Source organism: Myxococcus sp. CA033 (assembly GCF_013336625.1).
GTDB classification, from domain to species: Bacteria; Myxococcota; Myxococcia; order Myxococcales; family Myxococcaceae; genus Myxococcus; species Myxococcus llanfairpwllgwyngyllgogerychwyrndrobwllllantysiliogogogochensis.
The window spans coordinates 554,600-578,880 of the sequence record NZ_JABUMU010000003.1; the positions used below are offsets into that span (position 1 = coordinate 554,600).

At 69.2% G+C, this 24,281-nt stretch carries 19 protein-coding genes; 7 read left to right on the top strand and 12 right to left on the bottom strand.

From position 1 onward, the window contains the following. Positions 1–68 precede the first annotated feature (68 nt). The 5 genes from HUA78_RS12545 to HUA78_RS12565 form a co-directional block, all read right to left on the bottom strand. Positions 69–2,336 carry a PAS domain-containing protein gene (locus HUA78_RS12545; protein WP_174468070.1) on the bottom strand — a complete coding sequence of 756 codons (2,268 nt, stop codon included), beginning with the start codon at positions 2,334–2,336 and terminating at the stop codon, positions 69–71. Positions 2,337–2,620: 284 nt separating this feature from the next. Continuing rightward, entirely contained in the window at positions 2,621–3,106 is a 486-nt protein-coding gene (locus tag HUA78_RS12550; protein WP_174456917.1) for a thermonuclease family protein, read from the bottom strand. Then, entirely contained in the window at positions 3,094–4,950 is a 1,857-nt protein-coding gene (locus HUA78_RS12555; RefSeq protein WP_254623677.1) for a lamin tail domain-containing protein, read from the bottom strand. The genes HUA78_RS12550 and HUA78_RS12555 overlap by 13 nt, the downstream gene beginning before the upstream one ends. Before the next feature lie 75 nt (positions 4,951–5,025). Continuing rightward, a complete protein-coding gene (locus HUA78_RS12560; RefSeq protein ID WP_371745561.1) occupies positions 5,026–7,131 on the bottom strand; it encodes a hypothetical protein in 2,106 nt (701 codons plus the stop codon). A 106-nt stretch (positions 7,132–7,237) separates the two neighbouring features. Further along, complete coding sequence (locus tag HUA78_RS12565; RefSeq protein ID WP_141643074.1) at positions 7,238–7,429, bottom strand: hypothetical protein; 192 nt, start codon at positions 7,427–7,429, stop codon at positions 7,238–7,240. 218 nt (positions 7,430–7,647) lie between these two features. Here HUA78_RS12565 and HUA78_RS12570 point away from each other — a divergent pair, with 218 nt between their 5' ends. Then, complete coding sequence (locus HUA78_RS12570; RefSeq protein WP_174476394.1) at positions 7,648–8,421, top strand: alpha/beta hydrolase; 774 nt, start codon at positions 7,648–7,650, stop codon at positions 8,419–8,421. A gap of 10 nt (positions 8,422–8,431) precedes the next feature. Next, complete coding sequence (locus HUA78_RS12575) at positions 8,432–9,004, top strand: TIGR02265 family protein (RefSeq protein ID WP_174456919.1); 573 nt, start codon at positions 8,432–8,434, stop codon at positions 9,002–9,004. A gap of 10 nt (positions 9,005–9,014) precedes the next feature. Here the strand turns inward: HUA78_RS12575 and HUA78_RS12580 are convergent, their stop codons facing one another. From HUA78_RS12580 to HUA78_RS12590, 3 genes are all read right to left on the bottom strand, one after another. Further along, positions 9,015–10,178 carry an acetyl-CoA carboxylase biotin carboxylase subunit family protein gene (locus tag HUA78_RS12580; protein ID WP_141643072.1) on the bottom strand — a complete coding sequence of 388 codons (1,164 nt, stop codon included), beginning with the start codon at positions 10,176–10,178 and terminating at the stop codon, positions 9,015–9,017. 155 nt (positions 10,179–10,333) lie between these two features. Next, positions 10,334–11,386 (bottom strand): GNAT family N-acetyltransferase, encoded by a 1,053-nt coding sequence (locus tag HUA78_RS12585; protein ID WP_174476359.1) that lies wholly within the window; start codon positions 11,384–11,386, stop codon positions 10,334–10,336. Continuing rightward, positions 11,379–12,086 carry a hypothetical protein gene (locus HUA78_RS12590; RefSeq protein WP_246137801.1) on the bottom strand — a complete coding sequence of 236 codons (708 nt, stop codon included), beginning with the start codon at positions 12,084–12,086 and terminating at the stop codon, positions 11,379–11,381. The genes HUA78_RS12585 and HUA78_RS12590 overlap by 8 nt, the downstream gene beginning before the upstream one ends. Before the next feature lie 357 nt (positions 12,087–12,443). Here HUA78_RS12590 and HUA78_RS12595 point away from each other — a divergent pair, with 357 nt between their 5' ends. Next, positions 12,444–13,043, top strand: a complete 600-nt coding sequence (locus tag HUA78_RS12595; RefSeq protein WP_174456921.1) for a PH domain-containing protein — start codon at positions 12,444–12,446, stop codon at positions 13,041–13,043. Further along, positions 13,036–13,830: a PH domain-containing protein gene (locus HUA78_RS12600; protein ID WP_174476360.1), complete on the top strand. Its 795-nt coding sequence runs from the start codon at positions 13,036–13,038 to the stop codon at positions 13,828–13,830. The genes HUA78_RS12595 and HUA78_RS12600 overlap by 8 nt, the downstream gene beginning before the upstream one ends. A gap of 169 nt (positions 13,831–13,999) precedes the next feature. Here the strand turns inward: HUA78_RS12600 and HUA78_RS12605 are convergent, their stop codons facing one another. The 3 genes from HUA78_RS12605 to ettA all read right to left on the bottom strand — a co-directional run bounded on the left by HUA78_RS12605 (position 14,000) and on the right by ettA (position 18,348). Then, complete coding sequence (locus tag HUA78_RS12605; RefSeq protein ID WP_174476361.1) at positions 14,000–15,640, bottom strand: LysM peptidoglycan-binding domain-containing protein; 1,641 nt, start codon at positions 15,638–15,640, stop codon at positions 14,000–14,002. 433 nt (positions 15,641–16,073) lie between these two features. Next, the gene (locus HUA78_RS12610) at positions 16,074–16,574 is read right to left on the bottom strand and encodes a hypothetical protein (protein WP_174460037.1); all 501 of its coding nucleotides are present in this window, start codon (positions 16,572–16,574) and stop codon (positions 16,074–16,076) included. 94 nt (positions 16,575–16,668) lie between these two features. Further along, on the bottom strand, positions 16,669–18,348 hold the full coding sequence (gene ettA, locus HUA78_RS12615) for an energy-dependent translational throttle protein EttA (protein WP_141648596.1): 1,680 nt from the start codon (positions 18,346–18,348) through the stop codon (positions 16,669–16,671). Between the two features lie 246 nt (positions 18,349–18,594). Between ettA and HUA78_RS12620 the strand changes: the two genes are divergently transcribed. Beyond that, on the top strand, positions 18,595–19,026 hold the full coding sequence (locus HUA78_RS12620; RefSeq protein WP_141648595.1) for a hypothetical protein: 432 nt from the start codon (positions 18,595–18,597) through the stop codon (positions 19,024–19,026). Between the two features lie 73 nt (positions 19,027–19,099). Here the strand turns inward: HUA78_RS12620 and HUA78_RS12625 are convergent, their stop codons facing one another. Further along, positions 19,100–22,096, bottom strand: coding sequence for a carboxypeptidase-like regulatory domain-containing protein (locus tag HUA78_RS12625; protein ID WP_217442444.1), 2,997 nt, complete (start codon positions 22,094–22,096; stop codon positions 19,100–19,102). Between the two features lie 304 nt (positions 22,097–22,400). Here HUA78_RS12625 and HUA78_RS12630 point away from each other — a divergent pair, with 304 nt between their 5' ends. Together HUA78_RS12630 and HUA78_RS12635 are read left to right on the top strand one after the other, a co-directional pair. Next, the gene (locus HUA78_RS12630; RefSeq protein WP_141649503.1) at positions 22,401–23,342 is read left to right on the top strand and encodes an ABC transporter ATP-binding protein; all 942 of its coding nucleotides are present in this window, start codon (positions 22,401–22,403) and stop codon (positions 23,340–23,342) included. Positions 23,343–23,429: 87 nt separating this feature from the next. Continuing rightward, the gene (locus HUA78_RS12635) at positions 23,430–24,191 is read left to right on the top strand and encodes an ABC transporter permease (RefSeq protein ID WP_141648493.1); all 762 of its coding nucleotides are present in this window, start codon (positions 23,430–23,432) and stop codon (positions 24,189–24,191) included. Positions 24,192–24,281: the final 90 nt, after the last annotated feature.

Consider the following 24,281-nt stretch of genomic DNA (forward strand, 5'->3'; position numbering starts at 1 on the left):
GAGCAAGTGGCCGATGCCTGCCCGGTCGCTGCAGGACACCTCGCGGGCAACAACCGGAGGGCAGGCCCTCAAGGCCCTGGATTCATGGGTGTCTGGGGAGTGGGCGCGCGTGGCAGCCGCACCATGAAGAGGGTGCCGCCCTGCTGCGAGGAGCGCACACGCAGCCGGCCGCCGTGCGCATCCACGATGTGCTTGACGATGAAGAGGCCCAGCCCCAGGCCACCGCGTCCGTCCTGGGACTCCAGGCGCTCGGCGCGCTTCATGGGCTCGAACAGGCGCGGCAGCAGCTCCGGGGGGATGGGCGTCCCCATGTTGTGCACGCTGAGCATCAGCGCGTCGCGCGTGCCATGCGTGCGCACCAGCACCGGGCAGTGGCTGGGGCTGTAGGCGAGGGCGTTGTTCACCAGGTTGGTGATGACCTGCGCCAACCGGTCCGGGTCCCACGCTCCCGCGCCGTCACCGCGGGACTCCAGCTCCAGGACCCGCTCGGGGTGGGCCAGCCGCACCTCATCCAGCACCTGCCGCGTCAGCTCGTGCAGGTCCTGCGGCCGGGGCTGCATGGGGATGCCGCCGCCCAGCCGCGCCTGGGTGAAGTCCAGCACGTCGCGAAGCATGCGCGTGGCGCGCTCGGCGCTGGAGAGGATGCGGTCGATGACCTTGCGCTGCCGCTCATCCAGGCTTTCGCGTCGCAGCAGCGTGGTGGACGCCATGGTGATGGCGGAGAGGGGGTTGCGCAAATCGTGGCTGACGATGCCGATGAGCAGCTGCTCGAACTCCGCGCGACGCCGGGCCTCCTCATCCGCGACCCGCCGCTCGGTGACGTCGTGCATGGCGCCCACCATGCGCAGGGCCCGTCCCGCCGCGTCGCGGACCACCTGCCCCCGGTCCTCGATGATGGCCCACGAGCCGTCTCCCCGGCGGAAGCGGTACTCGTCGCGCCAGTGGTCCAGGCCCATGTCGATGATGCGCTGCATGTCCCGGCCAACGCGCTCCCGGTCTTCCGGATGGATGGACCGCGTCCACCCCTCGATGTCCAACCCCGGCATCTCCGGGGGCAGGCGGAACTGCCGGTTGGCCAGCTCGCTCCACTGGATGTGCCCGGTGGACAGGTTCCAGTCGTAGATGACGTCACGCGTGGCCAGCGTGGCCAGCCGGTAGCGCGTCTCCGACTGGCGCAGCACCTCCTCGGCGCGGCGGCGCTCGGTGATGTCCAGGGACACGCCCGACACGCTCATCACCCGTCCATCCGGCCCCAGCTCCGGGGAGATGAAGGCCATGAACCAGGCACCGCCCACCTCCAGCTCCAGGGAGAACGTCTCCCCTTCCTGGGCGCGCCGCGCGGCGTCCAGCAGCTCCGGTCGGCTCGCGTACACCTCGGAGGTGTTCCGGCCCACGACATCTTCCGTCCGCACGCCCATGGCGCGCAGGCCCGCGCCCTCGAAGAGGGTGATGTTGCCCACCGGGTCCGTGGCCCACAGCACGACGGGCAGCTCGGTGATGACCCGGCGCAGGCGCTCGCGGGCCTCGTCCCGCTCGCGCTGGATGCGCCGGACCTCGGTGACGTCCGTGGAGATGCCACACACCGCATGCGCCTGCCCCCCGACACCGAGCAGGGGGAACTTGAGCGACTGGTAGATGTGCCAGCCGTCCCTCAACCGCACGTGTTCGTCGGACTCCAGGGGCTGACCCGACTCGAGGACCCGCCGGTCATTGGAGGAGAACTCGGCCGCCGCCTCCGGAGTGAACAACTCGTCGTCCGTGTGGCCCACTACCTTCTCGCTGATCAGGCCGCTCCCGCGCTCGAAGGCACGGTTGACGAAGAGATACCGGCCCGTGGCGTCCTTCGCATAGATGGCGGGCGGTGCGTGGTCCAGGATGTCATGCAGCTTCGCTTCCGTGAGCCGCAGCGTCTGCTCATGTGCCGCGGCGTGCCGTGTCACCGCGTCGGCGATGCTCGCGTCGATGGCTCGGTTGAGCGCGCGCAGGCCCTTGAAGTCCGGCGGCCACCCCGACTCCTCCAGCACCTCGACGAGCACGTCGCGCAGCAGGCCGTACTCGCGCACCACCGCGGCGATGTTCGCTCCCGCCCGGTAGCGCTCGGCGCCCTGTCCGTCGGTGGGGAGCTGGACCTCGTGCTCGGCCGAGACACCGAAGAGCCGCAGGAGGTCCACCACCGAGTCCACCCACTCCAGCGAGCCCGTCGTCTGGGTCGGAAGCCGCAGCAGCCCCTCGCCGCGCGACGCCCCCGCGCGTTCCTCCCACCTCCGCGCGATGTCCTCCCGACGGGAGGACAGGAGGTCCGACAGCGGACCGATGGGCGCGGGGCAGGGGTTCATGCGAGCGCCCCGCCCGTCTGGGTCCAGGCGTCGTCCAGGTGGGGGTGAAGCCAGGCCGGGCAGGTTCCAGTCGGACAGCGCATGCCCCCCCGGGTGCGCGCTTCCGCTGGCCCGCCCTTCGTCGGCCACTCGCTGGAGTGGCTCGACCTGGATGATTGGCGCGTAGGCATGGCCGTCAGGATTGGAATAGGGAGCCCGAAGCTTCCAGGCTCCTGTCTTCTCGGGCCGCATGGGTGACCCCCCGCTCGGGAGGCGGGCACGTGGGCGCTCCGTGTCCCAGTGACTCATCGCGAGCACGGCACCGGCGAGCAGGCGCCCCACAGGCCCCGGCGGGCCCTTCGCGCCTGGAACTCCAGCGCCTCGAACTCGACCCGTCGGGAGTCGCCGGCGGGCGGGACATGGAGCACGCACGCGAAGCCCCGCTCCACCAGCAGCGCGCTCACGTCATGTCCATCGACGGTGACGTAGGCGAGCCGTCGGCCGAAGCGGTCCTCACACGCCTCCGCGTCGACGAGCGTCACCCGCCGTCCTTCGACGAGGCTCCGGTTGAAGGCCAGGGCCTCCTGCCCGAAGCAGTCGTGTCTTCCCGCCGTGCTCTCCGGTGTGTCCGCGAGCAGGTAGCGGATGCGCTCACCACCTTCGAGCAAGACGGTGTCACCGTCGATGACCTCCACCACCCGGCCCGTGTCGGGTCCACACCGCGTCCCCGCGTCACCCCCACAGGCCACGAGCAGCCCCAGCAGGGCGAGCGCGGCGCTCAGGGCACGCATGCGCGGTTCTCCAGGCCCGGCGTTCCCCGGTCTCCCAGGCCATAGCGCGCCGACGAGGGCGCGAGACAGAAGCTCCCCGGCACGTCATTGCGCTGAGGGTCGCTGCTCGCCGGGCTGACCTGCAGCGACACCCCCGGCGTCGCGGCGCTCGTCCAGGTGATGACATCCAGCACCCGGCTCCCCAGTGCCAGGCGGAGCGAGTGGCTGCCCGAGGCATTGGACAGATTGAAGGAGAACGTGGCGAGCACCGAGGGAAGTCCACCATTGAGCGCAGTGTCCGCGCCGCGCGCGAGCACCCCTCGGGCGCCGGCCTTCAACGACAGACAGAGCGTCGCGTCGAGCACCACACTCATGCCTCCCTCATTCATCAGCGTGACGCCATTGAGGTCCACCTCGCGCAGCGCGAGGACCTCCACCCACTCCCCCGCGCTGTCTGCCACCGCGCTCGGGTCCGCCATGAACTCCGTGAGCACGAGCGAGCCCACCTCCGGTAACCGGACCGGGCGCGGGGTGCCCGTCACCCGGTCGATACACGTGCGCGCGGGGCTCCCCGCGTCCGGAACACCGGCGTCTCGGAGACCGCCGTCCTGTCCCCCGTCTCGGGTTCCTCCACCCGTGGAGCCCGCGTCGGAGCCACCACTCGGGTCGCGCCCTCCATCGGGAGCGCCACCATCCGGTGCACCGGAATCCACCCCGCCCCCGCCCGACACGCAGGCCCGGTTCGCGCGCCCCGGGGTGCCCAGGTTGCCGCGCGAGCCATACGCCTCCGAGGCACGACACCACACATCCGCTGAGTCATTGCTGGACGCATTCGTCATCCCCGCGGACACCTGAATCGCGACACCGTCTTCCGCCGCGCCATATGCGACGGCATCGACGAGCACCTCACCGGCCCGCACCTGCACGACACCTCCCGTGTTGCGCAGGTCCACACCGAACGTGGCCACGGGCGCGGGCAGTCCTCCGTTGAGTACGGCCTCGGAGCGTCGGGCCAGCACCGCGTACCCTCCGGAGGGAAGTGACAGACAGTTCGAGCCCTGAACCTTCGTGCTCGTGGTGTCGGTGCCCAACGTCAAGCCATTGAGGTCCACGGGAGCCGTGGCCAGGACCTCCACCCACTCGCCCACCGTGTCGTCCCCGAGTGGATTCACCATCAGCTCCGTGATGACCAACTCACCCGCGCGAGGACGCTTCACCTCGCGAGGAACCTGGGAGCCCAGGGGGAGGCAGGTCTCCGTGCTCCCGCTCTCCTCGGATGCGCCTTCCGCTGGCGCACAGGGGGGATTCGCGGTGCCGGGGCTTCCCTGGGACACCCCTGCCACGTCCGAGCCCGCGCCATCACACCAGCGCGCCGGGTCGTCATTGCCGGCGGAGTCCGGCACGAGCCGTCCGTCATAGACACGGGCCACGCCGCTCTTCGCCGGCGCCGAGAGCGAAACCTCGTCAATCACCCGCTCGCCACATCGAACACCCAGCCTCCCCGACGTGTTGCCCAGCGCGCCCAGCTCCTCGCCATAGGACTGGTCCACGTGCGCGGGCACGGGTCCCTCGCGGACATCTCCCAGCACCAGGTAGTCACCGGGCGCCACCGCCAGCGGGCCCCCGAAGAAGAACCCCTTCTCCTGCGAGCCGTCCGAGCGAGCCGCGTACAGCGTCATCGACTCCAGGCTCACGGGCACCTTGAGGGAATTGTGGAGCTCCACGTACTCCCGCCCCGTATCGGTCCCCTCGGGGTCATTCAGGTACTCGGTGATGACGAGGTCCCCCGGCAGCACGCCCGAGCAGGCGGCCTCCATCCCTTCTTCCAACGGCGCGCCACACGCGCCCACGCTCAACAAGCACATCCACCCCAGCCTCCATCCCCAACCCCTCATATCGATGCCTTCCCTTCTCGGCTCACTGCGTCTCCAGGACACGCGTCAGAAGCGCGTCTCCACTTCCAGTTGGAACAGGTGTCTCGGCGCGTCCGGCGGCGTCCTCGCCGCTCGCGCATCCTTCAAGTCCACCACCCAGACATACCGACCACGCACCGTCGTCGCGGACAGGAGCGTCCACCCCAGGTCCACCGTCGTACGGACCTCCTGTCGAAGTCGGGTGCGCTCGGAGAGGTCCTCATCCTTCCACTGGATTCGGGCCCCCAGTCGCAAGGACTCCACGGGACGCAGCTTCAGCTCGACGAGGGCACGGCCATCGTTTCGGGCCTTCGAGGTCCCCGGCTCGACCACCCGTGTGTACCCGGACTGCGCCGCGACGCTGACGGACTCCGAGAACTCTGAACGGACTCGCGCGGTGACGCCCCACCGGCTCTCTCGGGAACAGGCGGGCACCTCCTCCAACTCCGCGCTGTCGTCCGTGTCGGAGCATGCGAGGGCCTGCCCCAGCCCCGCCTCACGCGCCTCCAATTGCAGGGACGGTCGCAGCCACGTCCACGCCAGCCAGTCCACGCGTGCGGAGGCTCTCACCTGCGTCAATCCCGCCGTGCCCTTCACCGCGCCATCGGCGGGCAACGTCCAACCATCCACCTGGCCGCGAAACCGCCACGTCGCCGCATCGCGATACAGATAGCGCAGCCGTGCACCCAGCTCGTTGCGAACCCGCTGTCCTTCCAGCAGGTCCGGTCCCGAGGTGGCACCGCTGTAGGGATTGGCGAACCCACGTCCGTAGTAGCGCAGTGCCAGTTCCAGTTCCTGACCCGTGCCGGAGAGCACCGTGCGCTGAAGGGCCGCCCAGCTCCCACCACCGGCCGGCGCGGAGTCGAAGCTGCGCGAGCCCTCGAAGAAGAGGTCCACCGCTCCCAGCCCCCACGAGGCATCGAGCCCCACCGCGCCGAAGCCGCCACCCATCGGGTAACGAGCGTGCGGTTGGAAGTCGAGCGTGGCGCCCTTCACCGGCCACACGGGCCTCGCGGCCCAGCCCGTCACTCCCACTTGCGCTCGCGGCGACAGGGCGAGCGTCGCGTTGCCACCACCGGCCCACTCGCTGAAGACACCAGGCAGCGTGCGCGCCCGAAGCGGCTCCAGCCGAGCGCGCGACAAGGGGACGAGGACCTCTGGCGCCTCGCAGCCCGACGCGCCCATTCGCGACGACTCACATGTCGCCCGGTCCAACACAGCGGACCGCTGGAGTGAACGGCTCTGGTAGGAGCCGAAGCCCGTGAGCGACAGCTCCAGGCCACGACCCACCGCGCCGCGCACGGTGCCCGCCACGCCACGAAAGCCCTCGTCCCAGCGGAAGTCGGGGGTGACGTCCGCCTCGCGTTCGGCCTCGGCACACGCGGCGCTCGACAACAGACACTCCCGCTCTAGCGCGCCGGGAGGCCGCACGCCATCGTCCGCGAGGAAGCCCTCCGGTGAAGGAAGCGCCGTCGTGTCCAGCGTGAGGCGCTGTCCGAACCCCAGCCGATAGGTGCCCACCAGCACGGAAGCACTCGTGCCCGTCCATTGCGCGTGGAACTTGGGCAGCAACACCGCCGAGCCGGGCGCGTCCACCACGAGGCTCCGCGTGCGCGCGTCTCGTCGAAGTGTCCCCAACCTCCGACGTGCCCACGTCGCGAGCACGCCCACGCGAAGTCCCGCGAGCCCACCGGCCCGGACCTGCAAGGCCACCGGAGGAAGCACCGAGTCGGACAGGGCGAAGGCTGTCAGCAGCCTCGCGTCCCCCGACAGTTCCCCTGGAACTCGATTCACCAGGAAGGGCGCGAGTCGACGTCGCTCCTCGTCCGTGAGGACTTCGGGCATCGAGGCCCCGCGCTCCCTCAATCGCTCATCGACCTCCGCATAGGTCAGCCCGGGCAGTGAATAGAGCGCCGCCCGGGTCGCCTGCTCGGGCTCCACGCCCGCCCGCCGCAGCGCCACCAGCGCGGCCCACGTCTCCGCGGAGAGCGTCCCGTCCTCCAGCAGCGCGAGCAGCTCCAGCTCACCGTCGACTTCGGGCTCCACCTCGTACGGCGCGGCGAGCACCGGCGACGCGCCGAGCAACCACCCACCCAACAACCCATGGAACAACATCCCGAGGAACCGAGGCACGCGGCGCCGGCACTGCACGCCCGAGACCACCGTTCCCTACAGGAGCGCCTCGCCCCGACGCCGTCCGAGCCTCGGACCGGCCGTCCACGGGCCAGACGCAACGGCGTCACACCCGGACATCGGGAGGCGCCGCCAGCAGCAGCTCCTCCGTGACGGACTTCGCCGCCACCGCGAGCGCCTGAGCGGCGGCATAACGCAAGCGCGCCTCTTCACTCCCATCCAAGGCGGCCCTCGCGCGACGCACGTCGGCCTCGGTCGACATCAACAACGCGGAGAGGTGCAGTCGGTTCAGTTCCATCGAGGGGGACTCCGGAGGGGGCGGCCCGCTGCATTGTCAGTATTGCAGGGGAGACCGACGGCCTCATGTTTCCCGACGTCCCGTGCAGCCCCGGGGCCAGCCTCCTTGCTCCAGGTGCGAGCAGCCCACGGCCTCCCGTGGGGTGTGGGGTCCATGACCACCGGCCGGCCAGGGGCGGAGCAATGGGGGGACATCCATGTATGCTGCGCCTCGCATTCATGGGCCACGTCCACATCGTCCGAGACTTCCCCTCCCCTCAGGAGGGCTTCTCCCGCACCGTGCGCATCTACACGCCGGATGCCTATGACTCGATGCCCTGGCATCGCTTCCCCGTGCTCTACATGCACGACGGGCAGAACGTCTTCGCGCATCCAGAGTCCGCCCTCTTCGACACCTGGTGCGCCAACCTCGCGCTCGAAGAGGGCGTGGGCGAAGGCCACCTGGAGCCGTGGATCATCGTCGCGGTGGACTCGGGCACCGGGCGGCTGCAGGAGTACTCGCCCTGGGACGACTCGAGCGGCAAGGTGAAGGCGCGCGGCGAAGCCTACGGCCGCTTCCTGGTGGAGCACCTCAAGCCGCTGGTCGACCTGAACTACCGCACGCGCGAAGGCGCCGAGTGGACCGGAGCCATGGGCTCCTCCCTGGGCGGCCTCATCTCGCTGTACCTGGGCTGCCGCTACCCGCAGGTGTTCGGCCGCATCGGCGCGCTGTCCCCCACCGTCATGTGGAGCGACGGCCGCCTCTTCTCCGAGTGGGGCGCCCACCCCCGCCGCTGGACGCGCATCTACCTGGACGCGGGCGCCCAGGAGTTCATCGACGCGGACGGCCTCCCGCTCAACTACGGCGAGGCCACGCGCGCCTTCTACGAACACCTCAAGGGCCTGGGCTACGCCGACCATGAGGTGTCGCTCGTGCTGGAGCCCGGGGGTGAGCACCACGAGAAGGACTGGCAGCGCAGACTGCCCACCGCGATGCGCTGGCTGCTGACGTGAGGCGCACGGCGTGAAGTCCGGCAAGCACGTCCCGCTCGAACACCGGTTGGTCTACGTCCAGGTCGTGGAGGGTCTCATCCAACACGGCCTCCAGGGCCGCATCTCCCCCCGCCTCAAGACGAGACTGCGCCAGGTGGGCGTCGACGTGGACCGGCCCCTGCTGCCGGCCTACCCCGTGCTCATGTGGGCGCAGTGCCTGCGCGTCATCGCCGAGGAGACCTGGCCCGGCATGCCCCTGGAGGAGTCCTTCCGCCACCTGGCCGCCGCGCACGTGGATGGCTACGGCCGCACCCTCATCGGGCGCGCCGTGTACGGCGTCATGCGGCTGTTGGGCCCGAAACGGCTGGTGCAGCGGATGCCGCAGACCCTGCGCGGCACGGACAACTACACGGAGGTGGAGCTCGTGGAGAAAGGCCCCACCACGTACGAGATGCGGATGAACTCCGTGCTCGACTGTCCCGGCTACTCGGAGTCGCTGTTCGAGCACATGATTCGCGTGGGCGGCGGCGAGTCCCCGAAGGTGACGACGCTGTCCGTGGAGGAAAGCCACACCACCTACCTGCTCACGTGGACGGAGCGCTGACGCGGCGGCGCTAGGCCGTGGCCTGGATGAAGCGCACCGCGTCCCGCATCGCGTCCAGGTCCGTGTGGCGCGTGAGGTACATCTCCTCGCCCAGCAGGCTGTGGTAGATGGGCGGCAGCTCGCGGTGGAGGATGAACGCGGACCCGAGCCGCTTCACCACCTCTTCATGCGTGTGTTTGTAGCGACGGCCGTGACGGCGCGCGCTGTGACACACGTGGTAGCGCGGGGTGTAGCGGAAGTCCGCCACCGGGTCCCCCGTCATCACCCGCGCCCAGAGCCGGTACACGTCGATGTCGCACGTGTAGTTCATCATGTCGGGGATGAAGCCACCGGGAGGCCGCAGGTTGGCCTCCAGCACGACGAAGCGGCCATCCGGCAGCCGGAAGAACTCCAGATGGAACCAGCGCTCGCGCAGACCGAAGGCGGCCACCACCTGCCGGCCGAGCACGTCCAGCGCGGGGGGAATCTCCAGGTGGCTCCAGAAGGAGATGTCCCGCCGCTCCACCACCGTCTCCATGCCCCCGTCGCTGTACTCGTGGCTGAGGGTGAAGACGATGACGCCGTGCCGGTCGACGATGCCGTCGTACGTGACGATGGTGCCGCGCACGAAGGGCTGCCCCACGTACGTGGTGGGCAGCGGGTGCGCCAGGGCGGCGTCCACGTCCGCGTCGCTGGAGACCTTGAAGGTGTTGGCCGCGCCCACGCCCACGTCGGGCTTGAGCACCAGCGGGTAGCCCACGCGGCTGGCGAACTCCTTCACCTGCGCGGCGTCGCGCACGCGGATGAGGTCCGGGTGGGGCACGCCCGCCTGGTGGAAGACCTGCGCCATGCCTGACTTCGAGCGCATGCGGTGGATGTCCGCCGGCTGGAGGCCCGGGACATGGAAGTCCTCGCGCAGCCGGGCTTCGACCTCCAGCCAGGACTCGTTGAGCGAATCGATGCGCTCCAGCCGGCCATGGCGCCACGTGAGGTAGCCGGCCGCGCGCGTGAGGGAGTCCTCGTCGTGCAGGCTGGAGACGAAGTAGTACTCGCGCAGGGAGTCGCGCAGCTCGGGGCGCAGGGACTCATAGGCCGCGTCGCCGATGCCCAGCACCGTGACGCCCCGCTCGCGCAGCGCGGTGACGAAGTGGAAGAAGTGGGACGGGAAGTGCGGAGAGATGAAGACGAAGTTCATGGCTCCTCGGGGCGACAGTCCCGGTACCCATGGACCATAGCGCGATGCGCGCCCGCGCCCACTTCCTTGTCGTCGCCCACCTGTCGCCCCGAGGGGGGCGTGCCCGCCCTCGCCCCGGGACTCGGACCCTGAGCGGGCCGCCCGCTCGGAGTCCTTCAGCGCAGGTGTGTGAAGACTCGCGGGGCGGTGGGCCACTCCACCTCTGGAGATGGCAGCGCGCAAATCACCCGGGTGCCCCCCGCCCAGGGCAGCCACCCCGTCCCGAGCATCAGCCGACTGGACACACACGGCCCCCGGAGCATCACCGCGCAGCTCGCCCCCTGCTCCACCATGTCCCGCATGGCCACGCGCAAGAGGCGCTTCTGCTCCGCGCGGGGCACCGACTCGTGGAAGGCGAGCAGGTCCACCAGGGCGATGGTCAGCGGGCCCCGGGCATTCATCTGGAGCGTGTAGAAGTTGACCAATCCTCGCACAGCGCCGTCGCGTTCCAGGACGAGGGTGCGTGGGACGTCCCGGTACTGGAGCTGATGCGCGAGCCGCTCGGGCGTGTAGGCGTATCCCAGGCTCACCGACTCCATCATCCGTTCCACCAGCGCCATGCACGCGGGCAGGTCCTCCGGACGATAGGGCCGGATGCCCTCCACTGTGTCCACGGACGGAGCGCTCCCGCGCAGCCATGGCCGCGCGAGCGTGAAGAGAGCGCGCTCGGCCGCCGTCTTGGACCAGCGCGCCACCGCCGCCGCGTCGAACACGCGAAGCCACAGACCCAGCGTGTCGAAGGCTCGCAGGCCAGGAGTCTTCCTCCAGAAGCGCTCCGCCACACTGCCGTCCTCCATACAGCCCAGCATCAGCAAGGCCCCGCGCTCGCGCTGACGCGAGGACATTGTCTCCGTCAGCTTCTGCCCCACGCCCGTTCCTCGGAATGCGGGGTCCACACTGAGCCAACTCCCGTATGTGCCTTCCACGGTACGAGTCCCCAGCCGGAGCCGGATGGGCTCCGCGAACAGGACTCCCGCCAGCTTCCCGCCCGAGTACGCGGCCAGACGGTACTCTCGCGTCGCGAGCCTGTTGCCGAAGAGAAACCAGTCCAGCATCCGAGGCTGGAAGTCCGTCAGCGGCCCCTGCGCTCCGTAGTATTTGCCCCAGACGCGGTTGACGAACTGGGACGCATCCACCGCGTCCCCTTCGTAGGTCCGCACCTCAACCATGCAGGCGCTCCGACGGAGCGGGGACGCTGGCGGTCTGCGCCGGATGCGGACCGAACAGGTGCGTGTAGAGCGCGCGGGTGGAGGGCGTCAGCGCCTCCCACTCGGGAAGATGGATGCGCTCCGACTCCACGAGGACCTTCGAATAGAGCGCCTCGTAGACGCGCTTCACCTTGCCCGGGGCGATGGCATCCACGTCGAAGGCGGGCACCAGGCCCACCAGCTTGAAGCCCTGGTTCTCCGCGTTGCGCTGCGCGCGCGCCGTCTTCAGCGTGGAGTAGTAGAGCACCACCTCCGCGCCGATGTTGCGGCCCACGATTTCCAGCGCCGCGGTGCCCAGGAAGCCGATGCCCAGCCCGCGCCGCGAGGGCTCCAAGACACCCAGGGCCGCGGAGAGCTGCAGCCCGCGCACGTTCCGCTCCATCGTCAGCAGGCCGATGATGTCCCCGCTCGCGCGGTCACGCACGAGGATGCCGTACAGCGAGCGGTCCGGAGACTCGCCTCGCAGGAAGAACTCCCGCTCGTAGAACGAGGGCTCCAGGTGACGACTCTCCGTGCCGACCCGGATGTCCGGATACCAGCTCTCCAGCAGGGCCGTCAGTCGAGGGAGGTCCTCCCGCGCGAGCTGCTCCGCGGAGCAGCCCTCCGGTGTTTCAATCCCCGACAACATCTCCTCGAGACTCAGCCAGCGCATCAGGTTCATGCGCGCCACGGTAGGGTGCGCGGATGCGGAGCAAAGACCCGCGGGCCGGAATCCTCGCGGGTCTGTTTTTGATGAATCAGCCCTGGCCCGCAATCGTGACGTGCTCCACAGGCAACACGTCTCGGAGTGGGGCACCGCCGAAGCGGCCTCTCGACTTCTCAAGGACCGCTGTCCATGAGCCGACGAGCCCACGCCTCGCAAGGCGCCGCACGCGAGTCTCGGGCGCGGTGGCCTGGTGGACGCAGCCTCATCCCGGGGGACATGACGGCACAGGTGGACCAGCGTATGAAATGGGTGTCGCGCCCACACGTTGAGAACAGACAGCGATTTCCGGAGGAGCACCCAGGTGAGCCCTTCATGACTCTCGGCGGTCCCGTGACATCCCCGCCCGGACCCCAGCCCGCGCTCGTGCCCGCGCGGCCCGCCTCGCCGTGGAAGCTGCCCACGGTGCTGCAGCCACACTCGAGCCTGCTCACCAACTACCTGCTCGGCTCGCTGCTGGCGGGACCTGGGTTCCCCATCCTCGCGCTCTTGCGCTACTTCAAGTTCCGCACGCTGCGCTACGAGCTGGACGAGGAGGGCATCACCATGCGGTGGGGCATCCTCTTCCGACGCGAGGTGTCCCTCACCTATGCGCGCATCCAGGACATCCACCTGTCCAGCCATGTCGTGGAGCGGTGGCTGGGACTCGCGCGCATCCAGATTCAGACGGCGAGCGGCAGCGCCCAGGCGGAAATCACCATCGAGGGCATCCAGGACTTCGAGGCGATGCGCGACCTGCTCTACTCGAAGATGCGCGGCACCCGGGACCGGGGCTCCGCCGTGGCGAAGTCTTCCGCGCTGGCGACAGGTGAGTCGGAGGCGCTGACGGCCGCGCTGCGCGAGGTCGCCGCCGAGGTCCGCGCGCTCCGTCAGGAGCTGGGCGCGCGCACCGCGAAGGAGCAGGCGGATGAGTGACGTGCCCCACGCCTGGCTCCTGCGGTTCTTGAAGGTGGACCCCGAGCCCCAGCTTCCCGAGGGCACAATGCGAGTGTTCCGCGCGGCGCCGCAGTACCTGCTCTATCGACGGGTGCTGCTGGGGTTCAAGCACGTGGTGGCCGTCGTGGGCGCGGTGGTGGCATGGGCCTTCCTGAGCCAGATGCTCGCGCCCATGCTTCGCGGCCTTCCCGCCACGACGCTCGTGACGACGCTCATCTACGCGGTGGAGGTCGTCGCGTGGCTGGGCTTCCTGGTGCTGGTGCTGCCCTTGAGCTTCTTCGTGGTCCGGCTCGACTACGAGCTGCGCTGGTATGCGCTGACGGACCGGAGCCTGCGCGTCCGCGAGGGCGTCATGTCGCTGCGGGAGAAGACGATGACCTTCGCCAACATCCAGCAGATCTCCATCCAGCAGAACCCCGTCCAGCGGGTGCTGGGCATCGCCGACGTGAAGGTGGAGACGGCGGGCGGAGGCAGTGGCTCGCGCTCCCGCGAGTCGGACACGGACATGCAGGAGCACCTGCACGAGGCCCGCTTCCGGGGCGTGAGCAACCCCGAGGCGATTCGCGACGCCATCATGGAGTGCGTTCGGCAACACCGGGACACCGGCCTGGGCGAGCCCTCGGAGCTGGCCACGAGTCCGGAGCCCACAGTCGCGCCGGCTCCGTCGACACTGGAGGCGGCGCACGAGGTGCTTGCCGAGGTCCGCGCGCTGCGAGGCACGCTGGCGGAGCGACCGGCGGCGCGCGCGACTCCTCGGGCGTCGTGAGCGGCACGCCTGGCCGGTGCGCTGGCGGGGACGCCCTCTCGCCTCGCTCGACTCCTCGGAACTCGTGAGCGGTGCCGACGAGCCACTCCGCTCCAGTTCGTGGACATGAAGAAGCCCGGTCGGCCACCTGGGCCGCCGGGCTTCTGTCCTTCCGCGCGTCAGGCGACGACTACGCGTTGGGGCGAATCATCGACACGTCGAACTGGCGGCCGACGACGTAGCCCGTGCGGGGCCCCGGGCGGGTGAGGCCGCCGGTGTTCTCGTCGACGTAGAAGCGGTTGTTCGGGTTGGTGTCCGCGCCACGGCTCTGGTTGCGCGTCGCCGGGTCGTTGAACGTGTAGTAGGTGCGGCCCTGCTGGTCCACGCCACGACCGGTGATGACGACGAAGTGGTCGGTGATGCCGTCGGCGTTGCCCACGTTGGCGGTCGACTTGTGGTTGACGCCCACGACGACCGGCTTGCCCGCGGCCAGCTGCTGGTCGATGTAGTTCCGGCCACGCTCCGCCGCCTGGCGGTCCACGGTGATGCCGTTGGGGCCCTCGCCCGTGGCGACCTGGATGCGGCGGGTGACGTCCGTCACGTTGGCGCCGCTCTGCCGAGCCATCGCCGTCGCCGCGCGGAAGCACGCCTTGTCACCAGCGCGCTCCACCTGGCTGGCGTCGTACTGGCTGATCCACGGGGTGCGCGTCTGCACGGCCGCGCGGTCGGTCGTCGCCGCGACGCGCTCGGTGTCGTTGAGGTTCGTCGGCGTCGCGCCGTTGGTCGTGGTGGCGGGGCGCTCGGAGGCCGGGCGCGGCGTGGGCGCGGCCGTGGGGCGCTCGGAGGCCGGGCGCGGCGTCGGGGCGACCGTGGGGTTCTCCGAGACAGGGCGCGGCGTGGGCACCGGGACCTGGCCCTGAGGAACGCCGTCGGCCTGCGTCGTACCGGAGCGATAGCCACGCGCATCCAGCGCCGTGACGAGCGCCGTCTCGCGGCGCGTCTGGTCGGCGCGCAGGCGGGACTCGCTGTGGTTGAAGCCGGCGGCGCGCAGGACGCCCTGGTCGTTGCGGTACGCGTTCACGCGCGCATCGATGAGCGAGTCGCGGGTGACGCCGCGCGGGTCCTGCGCCAGCCGGGGCATCTCACGGTTGATGAAGTTCTGCGCGGCGCGAGGCGACTGGGTGTGCAAATCGAAGTACGTGGACGCCAGCAGCGCGTTGTTCGGGTCCAGACCCGCGGCGCGGGCGGCGGCCTCGTAGCGCGGCGTGGCGTTGGTCAGCTCGCGGTTCCAGATCTGGTCGGCCTGCTGCGGGGTGTTGGCGCCCGTGCCCTGGTAGGAGAACGAGCCACGGTTGTGCGCCGCGTTGCCCGGGTCCGTGTGGCCGCCGTAGCTGGACGTGAAGGAGCCATCCGGACGGCGGTTGCCCTCGGAGGTGCCGACAACGATGGCCGCCTCGGAGTTGGAGCCGCCGCGGGTGAAGGCGCCCAGGTCCTGGATGTTGCGGTAGCCGTTGTTCGTCCCCGACGCGTTGGGGGACGTCAGGCCCGCCGCCGCGGTGGTGCCCGCGTCAAAGGTGTCGCCGGGATTCTGCCGCGCGCCCACGTTGGTCTGCGTGGGGTTGGCCGTCGTGCCCTCAAACCCGTCGCGGGCCGAGGGAAGCTGGATGGTCGTCCCCGCCCGAATCCGGTTCGGGTCGGCGATGTTGTTGAGCTGGGCCAGCGCATCCACGGTGGTGCCGTTCCGGGCGGCGATCTTGCTGAGCGTGTCGCGCTCCCGGATGCGGTAGCTGTTGCTGTTGTCCCTGTTGCTGACGTTGTTCCTGACAGTCATGTGGATGGCTCCCTATGAGGTCCGAGGCGCCCCTCCCCAATCACTGCCACCAGGGAGGGCATCCACAGACACCTCCCGGATTTTCAAGATCATCCGCGAAAAGTTGCGAACCCACCGAACTTCGCCCTGCCCCAGAGGGAGCGCTACAACCCCGCACGGGCTGTCCGCCTGTTAATGCAACGCGTTAATCCAGCAAATCCGGAGAATCTGTGACCAATCCGTCACAAATCGCGTTCAGCCTCACGACTATTTTTTGATCAAACTGATGCAATCAATTGCGGGCCGGGAGTCTGGGCTGACCACGAGGGTGTCTGTCCTGAAGACAACAATGCCCCGCCGGCCGGAGCCAGCAGGGCACTGTGATTGAAAAGATTCCGTACTGCGGTACTCACGTCAGCGCGGCTTCGGACGTGGGAATCCGCGGGGCTTCCGGCTACTGGCAGTTCGCGGGCTCCTTGCAGGAGTACGTGCGGGTGATGCTCATGCGGAAACCATCCGTGCGGTTGGGACCCAGCGGGACGCAGGTGCCCAGGGAGTCAGAGATGGCGCAGCCACCCGCCGGGCACCTCGCGGCCACGGTGGAGGTCAGCAGGCTGCGCGCCTGGGTGGCCGCGGCGCCACAGGTGGCCCCTTCACCGGACCGGGTCGCCGTGTAGCGCGTCGTGCCGCAGGTACACGCCGGCGGACAGTAGGTGCGCACGCCGTCGCACTCCACCCAGCCACCGTTGTCAGGGCCCGAAGTACAGCCTGTCGTCGGAGAGGAGCACGTCACCGGCGTCCCGCTCGGACACGTCTGCTCCACACTGCAGAGCGCGGCCTCGGACGTCTCCAGCGAGCCATTCTCCTCGCCGCTCACGTCCCCCGCGTTGCAGGCCGCCAGGCCCAGCGCCACGGCAATCACTCCACTCCACATCCATCCGAGTCGAAGGTTCATTCCCCAACGGTAGAACCGCCAGTGAACCTTCATCAACCCCCGAAAAACCGGGCCTCCGCTCCCTCTGGGAGAGAGCGGAGAGATTCCCGTCTGACTAGTTCTTTGAAATGGGGCGGTAGCGGATGCGGTGCGGCTCCAGGGCGTCGGGGCCCAGGCGCTTCTTCTTGTCCGCCTCGTAGTCCTGGAAGTTGCCCTCGAAGAAGAACGCCTTGCTGTCGCCCTCGAAGGCGAGGATGTGCGTGGCGATGCGGTCCAGGAACCAGCGGTCGTGGCTGATGACCACCGCGCATCCGGCGAAGCTCAAGAGCGAGTCCTCGAGGCTGCGCAGCGTCTCCACGTCCAAATCGTTGGTGGGCTCGTCGAGCAGGAGCAGGTTGCCGCCGCTCTTGAGCATCTTCGCCAGGTGCACGCGGTTGCGCTCGCCGCCGGACAAGTCCTTCACGCGCTTCTGCTGGTCCTGACCCTTGAAGGCGAAGCCCGCCAGGTACGCGCGGCTGGGCACCTGCCCCGCGCGGCCCAGGTCCAGGTGGTCCAGTCCGCCGCTGACCTCCTGGAACACGCTGTTGTCGCCGTTGAGCGCGTCGCGGCTCTGGTCCACGTAGGCCATCACCACCGTCTCGCCAATCTTCAGCTCGCCCGCGTCCGGCTTCTCCGTGCCCGTCATCATCCGGAACAGCGTCGTCTTGCCCGCGCCGTTGGGGCCAATGACGCCCACGATTCCGCCCGGCGGCAGCTTGAAGTTCAAATCGTCGATGAGCAGCCGGTCACCGTACGCCTTGCGCAGCCCCTTGGCCTCCACCACCAGGCCTCCGAGCCGGGGGCCGGGAGGGATGATGACCTCGCCGGTGGCCTCGCGCTTGTCCTGCGTCTGGTTGAGCATCTCCTCGTACGCGGAGATGCGCGCCTTGCTCTTGGCCTGCCGGGCCTTGGGCGACTGGCGCACCCACTCCAGCTCGCGCTTGAGCGTCTTCTGCCGCTGGCTCTCCGACTTCTCCTCCAGCTCCAACCGCTTCTGCTTCTGCTCCAGCCAGCTGGAGTAGTTGCCCTTCCAGGGCACGCCCTCGCCGCGGTCCAGCTCCAGAATCCACTCGGCCGCGTTGTCCAGGAAGTACCGGTCGTGGGTGATGCAGACGATGGTGCCCTTGTATTCCTTGAGCGCGACCTCCAGCCACGCGACGCTCTCCGCGTCCAGGTGGTTGGTGGGCTCGTCGAGGAGGAGCAGGTCCGGCTTCTCCAGCAGGATTCGGCACAGCGCCACGCGGCGCTTCTCACCGCCGGACAGCTTCGTCACGTCCGCGTCGCCCGGGGGCAGGCGCAGCGCGTCCATGGCCATCTCAATCGTGCGGTCCAGCTCCCACCCGTTCGCCGCGTCGATGGCGTCCTGGAGCCGGCCCTGCTCGGCGAGCAGCTTCTCCATCTCCGCGTCGCTCATGGGCTCGGCGAACTTCGCGCTCACCTCGTTGAAGCGGTCCAGCGAGGCGCGAATCTCCTTCAGCCCCAGCTCCACGTTGCCCTTCACGTCCAGCGAGGTGTCGAGCTGCGGCTCCTGCGCCAGATAGCCGACCTTCGCGGTCGGGTCCGGCTTCGCCACGCCGAAGAACTCCGTGTCCACGCCAGCCATGATGCGCAGCAGCGTCGACTTGCCGGAGCCGTTCGGGCCGATGACGCCAATCTTCGCGCCCGGGAAGAACGACAGGTAGATGCCCTTGAGGATCTCCTTGCCATTCTTGACCTTGCGCAGGTCCTGCATCGTGAAGATGAAATTCTGGGCCATCTGGGGCTTCCTGCTCTGGAGCGGGTGGGGGCTCGCGGATACCAGGGTGGAACAGCGCACTCAAGGCGAGAGAGTCCCGCGGTCACCCACCCTCTCTGCACCGGACGTCCGCCGCGAAGCACCCGGGCCCTCGTCAACCGCGCCTTCGGTCCGCACTGAACGATTCCATTAATATCCAGTCTTCATTGAATTGTTTGAATTACACACTTAGCCTCCCGCCTTCATCCCGTTGCCCTGGAGGCAGTCATGAAGGTTTCGCCGAGCGTCCATCTCCCCCTGGTCCTGGCCGCGGCCCTGCTGTCGGTGGCCTGTGGAGGCGCGCTGGAAGAGGGGCCCGACGAGGTGGAGGAGACGGCCATTGCCCAGGGTGAGCAGGCCCTGGCGCCGCTGGCCTCGAGCATCTCGTTGTGCACCCCGCAGGGCGCCACCAGCCCCACCGCCTTCCCGTCGTTCCGGTGTCTTGGAAACGCCAGCGGCGGCACGCCCCCGTACAGCTATTCGTGGACGGGCCTCACGCACAGCCTCGTCACCTCGTGGACCACCAACACGGCGAGCTCGCGGGTCAGCGGGCTCTGCGACCCGGACGTGACGGCCCGGGTGGAGTTCACCGTCACCGACTCGCTGGGCGCCACGGCCTCCGCCACCCGGTCCTTCTTCTGCTTCGTCGTCGTGCCCTGACGCGCACACCGAGCACCGCCCCCGAGGTGTAACCCCCGGAGGCGGTGTCGGTCCGCTTCACCTCACCCGAGACTCAGAACGGGCACGGGTCGGCGGGCGTCCACCCGGAGATGCCCGCGTTGCCCAGGACGTTGGGCTGGTGCGGCGTCGTGCTCAGCCAGAAGTTCTGGTACGTGCGCTTGGCGTGGGGCATGCGCCGGAACGGCGAGCACACCGCGAAGTAGATGCTGCCCCGCTCCTGGAAGTCGTTGTTCGTGCCCGCCAGGCTCCAGTACCGCCAGCTCAACTGGTTCTCACGCGTGCTGTGGCAGGCGCGGCATGACGGCCCCTGCACCTGGAGGTACTCGTTCGTCTTGCCAGCCAGCGCCCAGTTGGGCTGCACGTAGGTGGAGTTCTGCGTCGCGGAGGGCAGCGTGGCCCCGCCGTACCAGCCCTGCACCAGCTCCTGGATGGTCGTCGTCACGTTGGTCTCCAGCACCGCCTTGTTCAGCTCCCGGAACTGCGCCTCCTGGCTCGCGCGGGAGAACGGGAAGATGCCGCTGACGGGCGGCGATTCGATGGTGGAGTAGCGATAGCTCTCCAAGTCGAACGGGATGAAGCGGGCGTTGAGGTCCCCGCGCGGGTCCGCGGAGAACGGGTCTCCGCCATGGCAGACGTTGCACAGATGGGGCACGTACTTGTCGCCGTTGCCGTCCAGGTCCGCGCGGTCCACGCGGTTGCCCACGGCGTCGAAGACGTAGAACTTCGTGTACTGCGCGCCCGGCAGCGTCGGATGAGGGCTGTACTCCATGGCCACCGTGGCGATGGGCGCCACGTTGGCGGTGGCGAAGTCCACGCTGGCGTGGTTCGTCACATAGAAGGCCCGGTTCGCTCCCGCGCGCTTCATGTGCATGCTGCGCCCGAAGCCCAGGTCCCCGTTGTTGAAGTAGTAGGCCGTGGCGTCGTCCGCGCCGAAGCCGTTGAGCGTCTTCCACGTGGCCAGCGTCAGCTTCGCGCTGCCCGGGTCGATGGCCGCGTAGTAGGCCGCCGCCGTCACCGCGGAGCCATCGCCGTAGTTGTTGAGGAAGTCCGTGCCGGTGGGCACGCCCAAGGTCAGCGTCACGTCCGACGTGCAGACGGAGTACGGATAGGGCACCGTCAAGTCGTTGGTGCCCGCGTTGCCCGGCCCCGTGGTCGGGTTCACCGTCGCGGTGCTGATGACCAGCCCGTTGGAGTCGAGCACCTCGATTTTGATGACGGTGCTGGCCGGCAGTCGGGTGACGGCGTTGAGCGCCGCATCCAGGGTGGTGGTGTACACGGTGGGGGTGATGGTCCCGTTGGGGATGGTGAGGCGCACCGTCAGCGGCACCGGCAGACGCCCGGTGTCGATGTGCACGCGCATGCAGTCCGCGCCCGTGGAGACGATGTCCGCGTTGAACACGGAGAAGTGCGGCACCGCGCCCACGTACGAGTCCCCCTGCAGGAACAGCGTGCCCTCCTCGCCCCATACGCCCTTGCTCTCGTCGTAGAACCACAGCGGCATGGACTCGGGCAGGCCCGCGGGCAGCTCCGCCTGCCTCGGGTCGACGGGGAAGAACACCTGCGCGGGCGTCTCCTTGCGCAGGTTGAAGCGACGGCCCTCGTCATCGAAGATGTTGACGTCCAGCGCGCCGAAGCTCGTCAGCGTCACCACGTTGCCTTCGCTGGTCACCGCCGACAGGTCTCCGGGCATGCGGCCCTCCGGGTCCCTCAGGTCCACCGGCGCGAGCCACGCCGTGAGCGGCTGGTTCGCCGGATTGCCTTCCGCATCCACCAGCGAGTTGGCCTGGAGCCTGAGCACCACGGGGCGCTGGTCGCCCGACACGCTCGCCTCCAGCGTCATCTCCTCCTGGGGAATCAGCGTGAAGCGCTGCGCGGGCACCAACCGGTACTGCCCGTCCGGCGCCTGGTCCAGCAGCACGCGAGACAGGAGCTGGAAGCCGGTGGCGCGCACGTTGAGCACGTACCGCGCCGACTCCTCCACCATGAGCTGGAAGCCGCCCCGAGCGTTGGTGATGGCCTCCTTGTTTCCCACCGTCACCCGCGCACCGGCCACCGGCTGGTTCAGCGCGTTGAGCACCTGCCCGCCGAAGTACGCCACCGGCCCCTGCGTGCTCACGCGCACCTCGCTCGTCGCCACGCCACCGCGTCCGTCGGAGGCCACCGCCCAGACGCTGAAGCGCCCCTGCGCCGAGGGCAGTGTCCACAGCACGTCCGCGTTGGGCTGCGCCGACACCGCGCCCGAGCCCGCGGACGCCACCCAGCGCCACGTGAGCGCGTCACCATCCGAATCGCTCGCCAGCGCTGTCAGTCGCAGCGTGTCGCCCGGCAGCGCGTTGCGCACAGCCTGCGAGCCCCGCCACGCCACCGGCGCGCGCAGCACCGGCCGCGCGTTGCGGAAACCCAGGTCCCGCCGCACCACGACGCTGCCCACCTGCACGGACGCCGCCGCAAGCTCCGCCTCCACCCGCGCCACCACGTTCCAGCTTCCCGCCGGCGCATCACCCACCGCGTACTGGCCCAGGGCGTTGACCTGCACCTCCGAGGACACCGTGGCGTTGGTGGCCGGATTCACCAGCCGCACCCGCGCCGCGACATTCACGCCCAGGAAGTTGTTGCGAGACAGGGGCACCGAGCCATCGCGCAGGAGCGCCCGTCCCCACACCAGCGGACGCACCGGCACCAGCGGCAGGTGGATGGGCATGACGAACGTCTCGTCCGCCAGGCTGAAGTTCGTCGTCTGGCATCCGCTCACGAAGCCCGGCGCGCTCCAGCACAGCCGGTACGTCCCCGCCGGCTGACGCGGCACCCCGAAGAAGCCATGCACGTCCGAGAACACATGCACGCTGTCCACGCTGGTCGCGACATTGCGCACCCACAGCTCCACGTTGGGCAGGTACACCCGCCCCGCCCAGCCCGACCCGAAGGCCTGCGTGTAGACGTGGTTGTGCACCTCCGCTCCATCGTTCTGCGCCGCCTGCGCCACACCGCGTGTCGTGTCCGCGCGAACAGGCGCGGCCGGCTCCCGACTGCACGCCACCGCGACCACCATCACACTCAAAGTGAAGAACGCCCGCGCACTCGCGCGTTGCAGACCTGGCATGAGGTACCCCCAGCTTCCGTTGGAAGACTCCCGGTTTCGGGCGCCGCGTCCCTCGGGGGACTCCCGCGCCTCCCCACCTCCGGGCCGGCGTGGAGGCTCAACCGTGTCAAAACAAGAACATTGTGGAAAGCCACTATTTCATGACGCGAGCCGCCACGCGGAGTGTGACCCGGCGCGACCCGCGGCGGACGCGTCTCACGGCGGGGCAGGGAGTTCTGACGGCGAAGGTCCGAGGTGTTAGGAGAAGCGCGCCATGTCGACGCCCACTCCCGCCCTCGAGCTCACGGGGCTCACCAAGCGCTACGGTGACTTCACCGCGTTGCAGCAGATGGACCTCACCATCCAGCCCGGAGAAATCTTCGCGTTGCTGGGGCCCAACGGCGCGGGCAAGACGACGATGATTGGCAGTGTGTGCGGCCTGGTCCGCAAGACGGCCGGCACCATCCGCGTCTTCGGGAAGGATTTGGACCAGGACCCGGTGGGCCCCCGCTACCAGTTGGGCCTGGTGCCGCAGGAGATCAACTTCGACCCGTTCTTCACCGTCGCGGAGTCCTTGCGCATCCAACTGGGCTTCTACGGGCAGCGCCAGGACGAGGCCCGGGTGGACGAGGTGCTCACCGCCCTCAACCTGCACACCAAGAAGGACTCGCTCACGCGCGCGCTCTCCGGCGGCATGAAGCGCCGGCTGCTCATCGCCAAGGCGCTGGTGCACAAGCCCAAGCTCGTCTTCCTGGACGAGCCCACCGCGGGTGTGGACGTGGAGCTGCGCCGCGACCTCTGGACGTACGTGCGCAAGCTCGCCTCGGAGGGCACCACCATCCTTCTCACCACCCACTACCTGGAAGAGGCCGAGGAGCTGGCGGACCGGGTGGGCATCATCAACGAGGGCCGCCTGCTGATGGTGGAGAACAAGGCCACGCTCTTGCGCCGCTTCGGCGAGAAGCGCGTGGTCGTCACCTTCCAGGAGCCGCAGACCACGCTGTCGGAGGCCACGCGCCGCTTCACGCCGCGCCTGTCCGAGGACGGCCGCTCGCTCACCTACGTGGAGCGCGAGGGCGTGGCCCCCGCCGGAGACCTGCTGCGCGTGCTGTACGCGGAAGGGCTGCCCATCGCCGACGTGGAGACGCGTCGCTCCCGCCTGGAGGACGTGCTGCTGGAGGTCCTCCGGGGACGTCCCTCGCCCCAGGCCGCCTGACCCCCTTCCCTTCTTCCGCGCCCCCGCCCCACCGCGAGGCCCGTCACGGGCGCGCGAAGGCGGCGTGCGCCACGCAAAGACACCACCATGAACGTCCTCGGGATGCAGACGCTGTTCGTGAAGGAGGTCCGGCGCTTCATGCGAGTGCCGGGGCAGACCGTCCTCTCACCGCTCATCAGCACCACGCTGTACTTCATCGTCTTCGGCTACAGCATCTCCGGCCGCGTCCACGAGGTGGAGGGCTCGCCCTACCTGCACTTCATCGTGCCGGGCCTCGTCTTCCTGGGCATCGCCAACAACGCATTCCTCAACAGCTCCTCGTCCCTGTTCATCACCAAGATTCAGGGCACGGTGGTGGACCTGCTGGTGGCGCCCCTGGGGCCCGGGGAGCTGATGGCGGGCTTCATCGGCGGCGCCATGGTGCGCGGCCTCGTCGTCGGCGGCCTGACGTGGGCCGTGGCGGGCGCCTTCACCGGCTTCAGCCTGGAGCACGCGTGGGTGGCCGTGTACTTCCTGCTCATCGCCTCCTACGTCTTCAGCGTGCTGGGCATGCTCGCCGCCGTGTGGGCGGAGAAGTTCGAGCAGATCAACTTCTTCCCCACCTTCGTCATGCTGCCGCTCACGTTCCTCGGCGGCGTCTTCTATTCCGTGCGCGAGCTGCCCGCGCCCTGGAACACCATCAGCCTCTTCAACCCCATGGTCTACATGGTGGAGGGGCTGCGCTACGGGATGCTCGGCCGCAGCATGTACTCGCCCCTGTTCGGCGGCGGCATCCTCGCCGGCGTCGCCGTGGTGGCCACCGTCGTCGTGTACTTCGTGCTCCGCTCGGGTTACAGGATGAAGGCGTGAGTCCCACCCAGACCTTCACTGTCCCGTGTCAATGTGGGGTGACAGCCGACCGGTCATTTCCCGCACGGTGAGAAAGGGAGATATTCTCCC

Bases quoted from the DNA above. Each gene is read 5' to 3' on its own strand.
- HUA78_RS12545 (WP_174468070.1), bottom strand. From the start codon at position 2,336: ATGAACCCCTGCCCCGCGCCCATCGGTCCGCTGTCGGACCTCCTGTCC.
- HUA78_RS12550 (WP_174456917.1), bottom strand. From the start codon at position 3,106: ATGCGTGCCCTGAGCGCCGCGCTCGCCCTGCTGGGGCTGCTCGTGGCC.
- HUA78_RS12555 (WP_254623677.1), bottom strand. From the start codon at position 4,950: ATGTGCTTGTTGAGCGTGGGCGCGTGTGGCGCGCCGTTGGAAGAAGGG.
- HUA78_RS12565 (WP_141643074.1), bottom strand. From the start codon at position 7,429: ATGGAACTGAACCGACTGCACCTCTCCGCGTTGTTGATGTCGACCGAG.
- HUA78_RS12570 (WP_174476394.1), top strand. From the start codon at position 7,648: ATGGGCCACGTCCACATCGTCCGAGACTTCCCCTCCCCTCAGGAGGGC.
- HUA78_RS12580 (WP_141643072.1), bottom strand. From the start codon at position 10,178: ATGAACTTCGTCTTCATCTCTCCGCACTTCCCGTCCCACTTCTTCCAC.
- HUA78_RS12585 (WP_174476359.1), bottom strand. From the start codon at position 11,386: ATGGTTGAGGTGCGGACCTACGAAGGGGACGCGGTGGATGCGTCCCAG.
- HUA78_RS12590 (WP_246137801.1), bottom strand. From the start codon at position 12,086: ATGAACCTGATGCGCTGGCTGAGTCTCGAGGAGATGTTGTCGGGGATT.
- HUA78_RS12595 (WP_174456921.1), top strand. From the start codon at position 12,444: ATGACTCTCGGCGGTCCCGTGACATCCCCGCCCGGACCCCAGCCCGCG.
- HUA78_RS12600 (WP_174476360.1), top strand. From the start codon at position 13,036: ATGAGTGACGTGCCCCACGCCTGGCTCCTGCGGTTCTTGAAGGTGGAC.
- HUA78_RS12605 (WP_174476361.1), bottom strand. From the start codon at position 15,640: ATGACTGTCAGGAACAACGTCAGCAACAGGGACAACAGCAACAGCTAC.
- HUA78_RS12610 (WP_174460037.1), bottom strand. From the start codon at position 16,574: ATGAACCTTCGACTCGGATGGATGTGGAGTGGAGTGATTGCCGTGGCG.
- ettA (WP_141648596.1), bottom strand. From the start codon at position 18,348: ATGGCCCAGAATTTCATCTTCACGATGCAGGACCTGCGCAAGGTCAAG.
- HUA78_RS12620 (WP_141648595.1), top strand. From the start codon at position 18,595: ATGAAGGTTTCGCCGAGCGTCCATCTCCCCCTGGTCCTGGCCGCGGCC.
- HUA78_RS12625 (WP_217442444.1), bottom strand. From the start codon at position 22,096: ATGGTGGTCGCGGTGGCGTGCAGTCGGGAGCCGGCCGCGCCTGTTCGC.
- HUA78_RS12630 (WP_141649503.1), top strand. From the start codon at position 22,401: ATGTCGACGCCCACTCCCGCCCTCGAGCTCACGGGGCTCACCAAGCGC.
- HUA78_RS12635 (WP_141648493.1), top strand. From the start codon at position 23,430: ATGAACGTCCTCGGGATGCAGACGCTGTTCGTGAAGGAGGTCCGGCGC.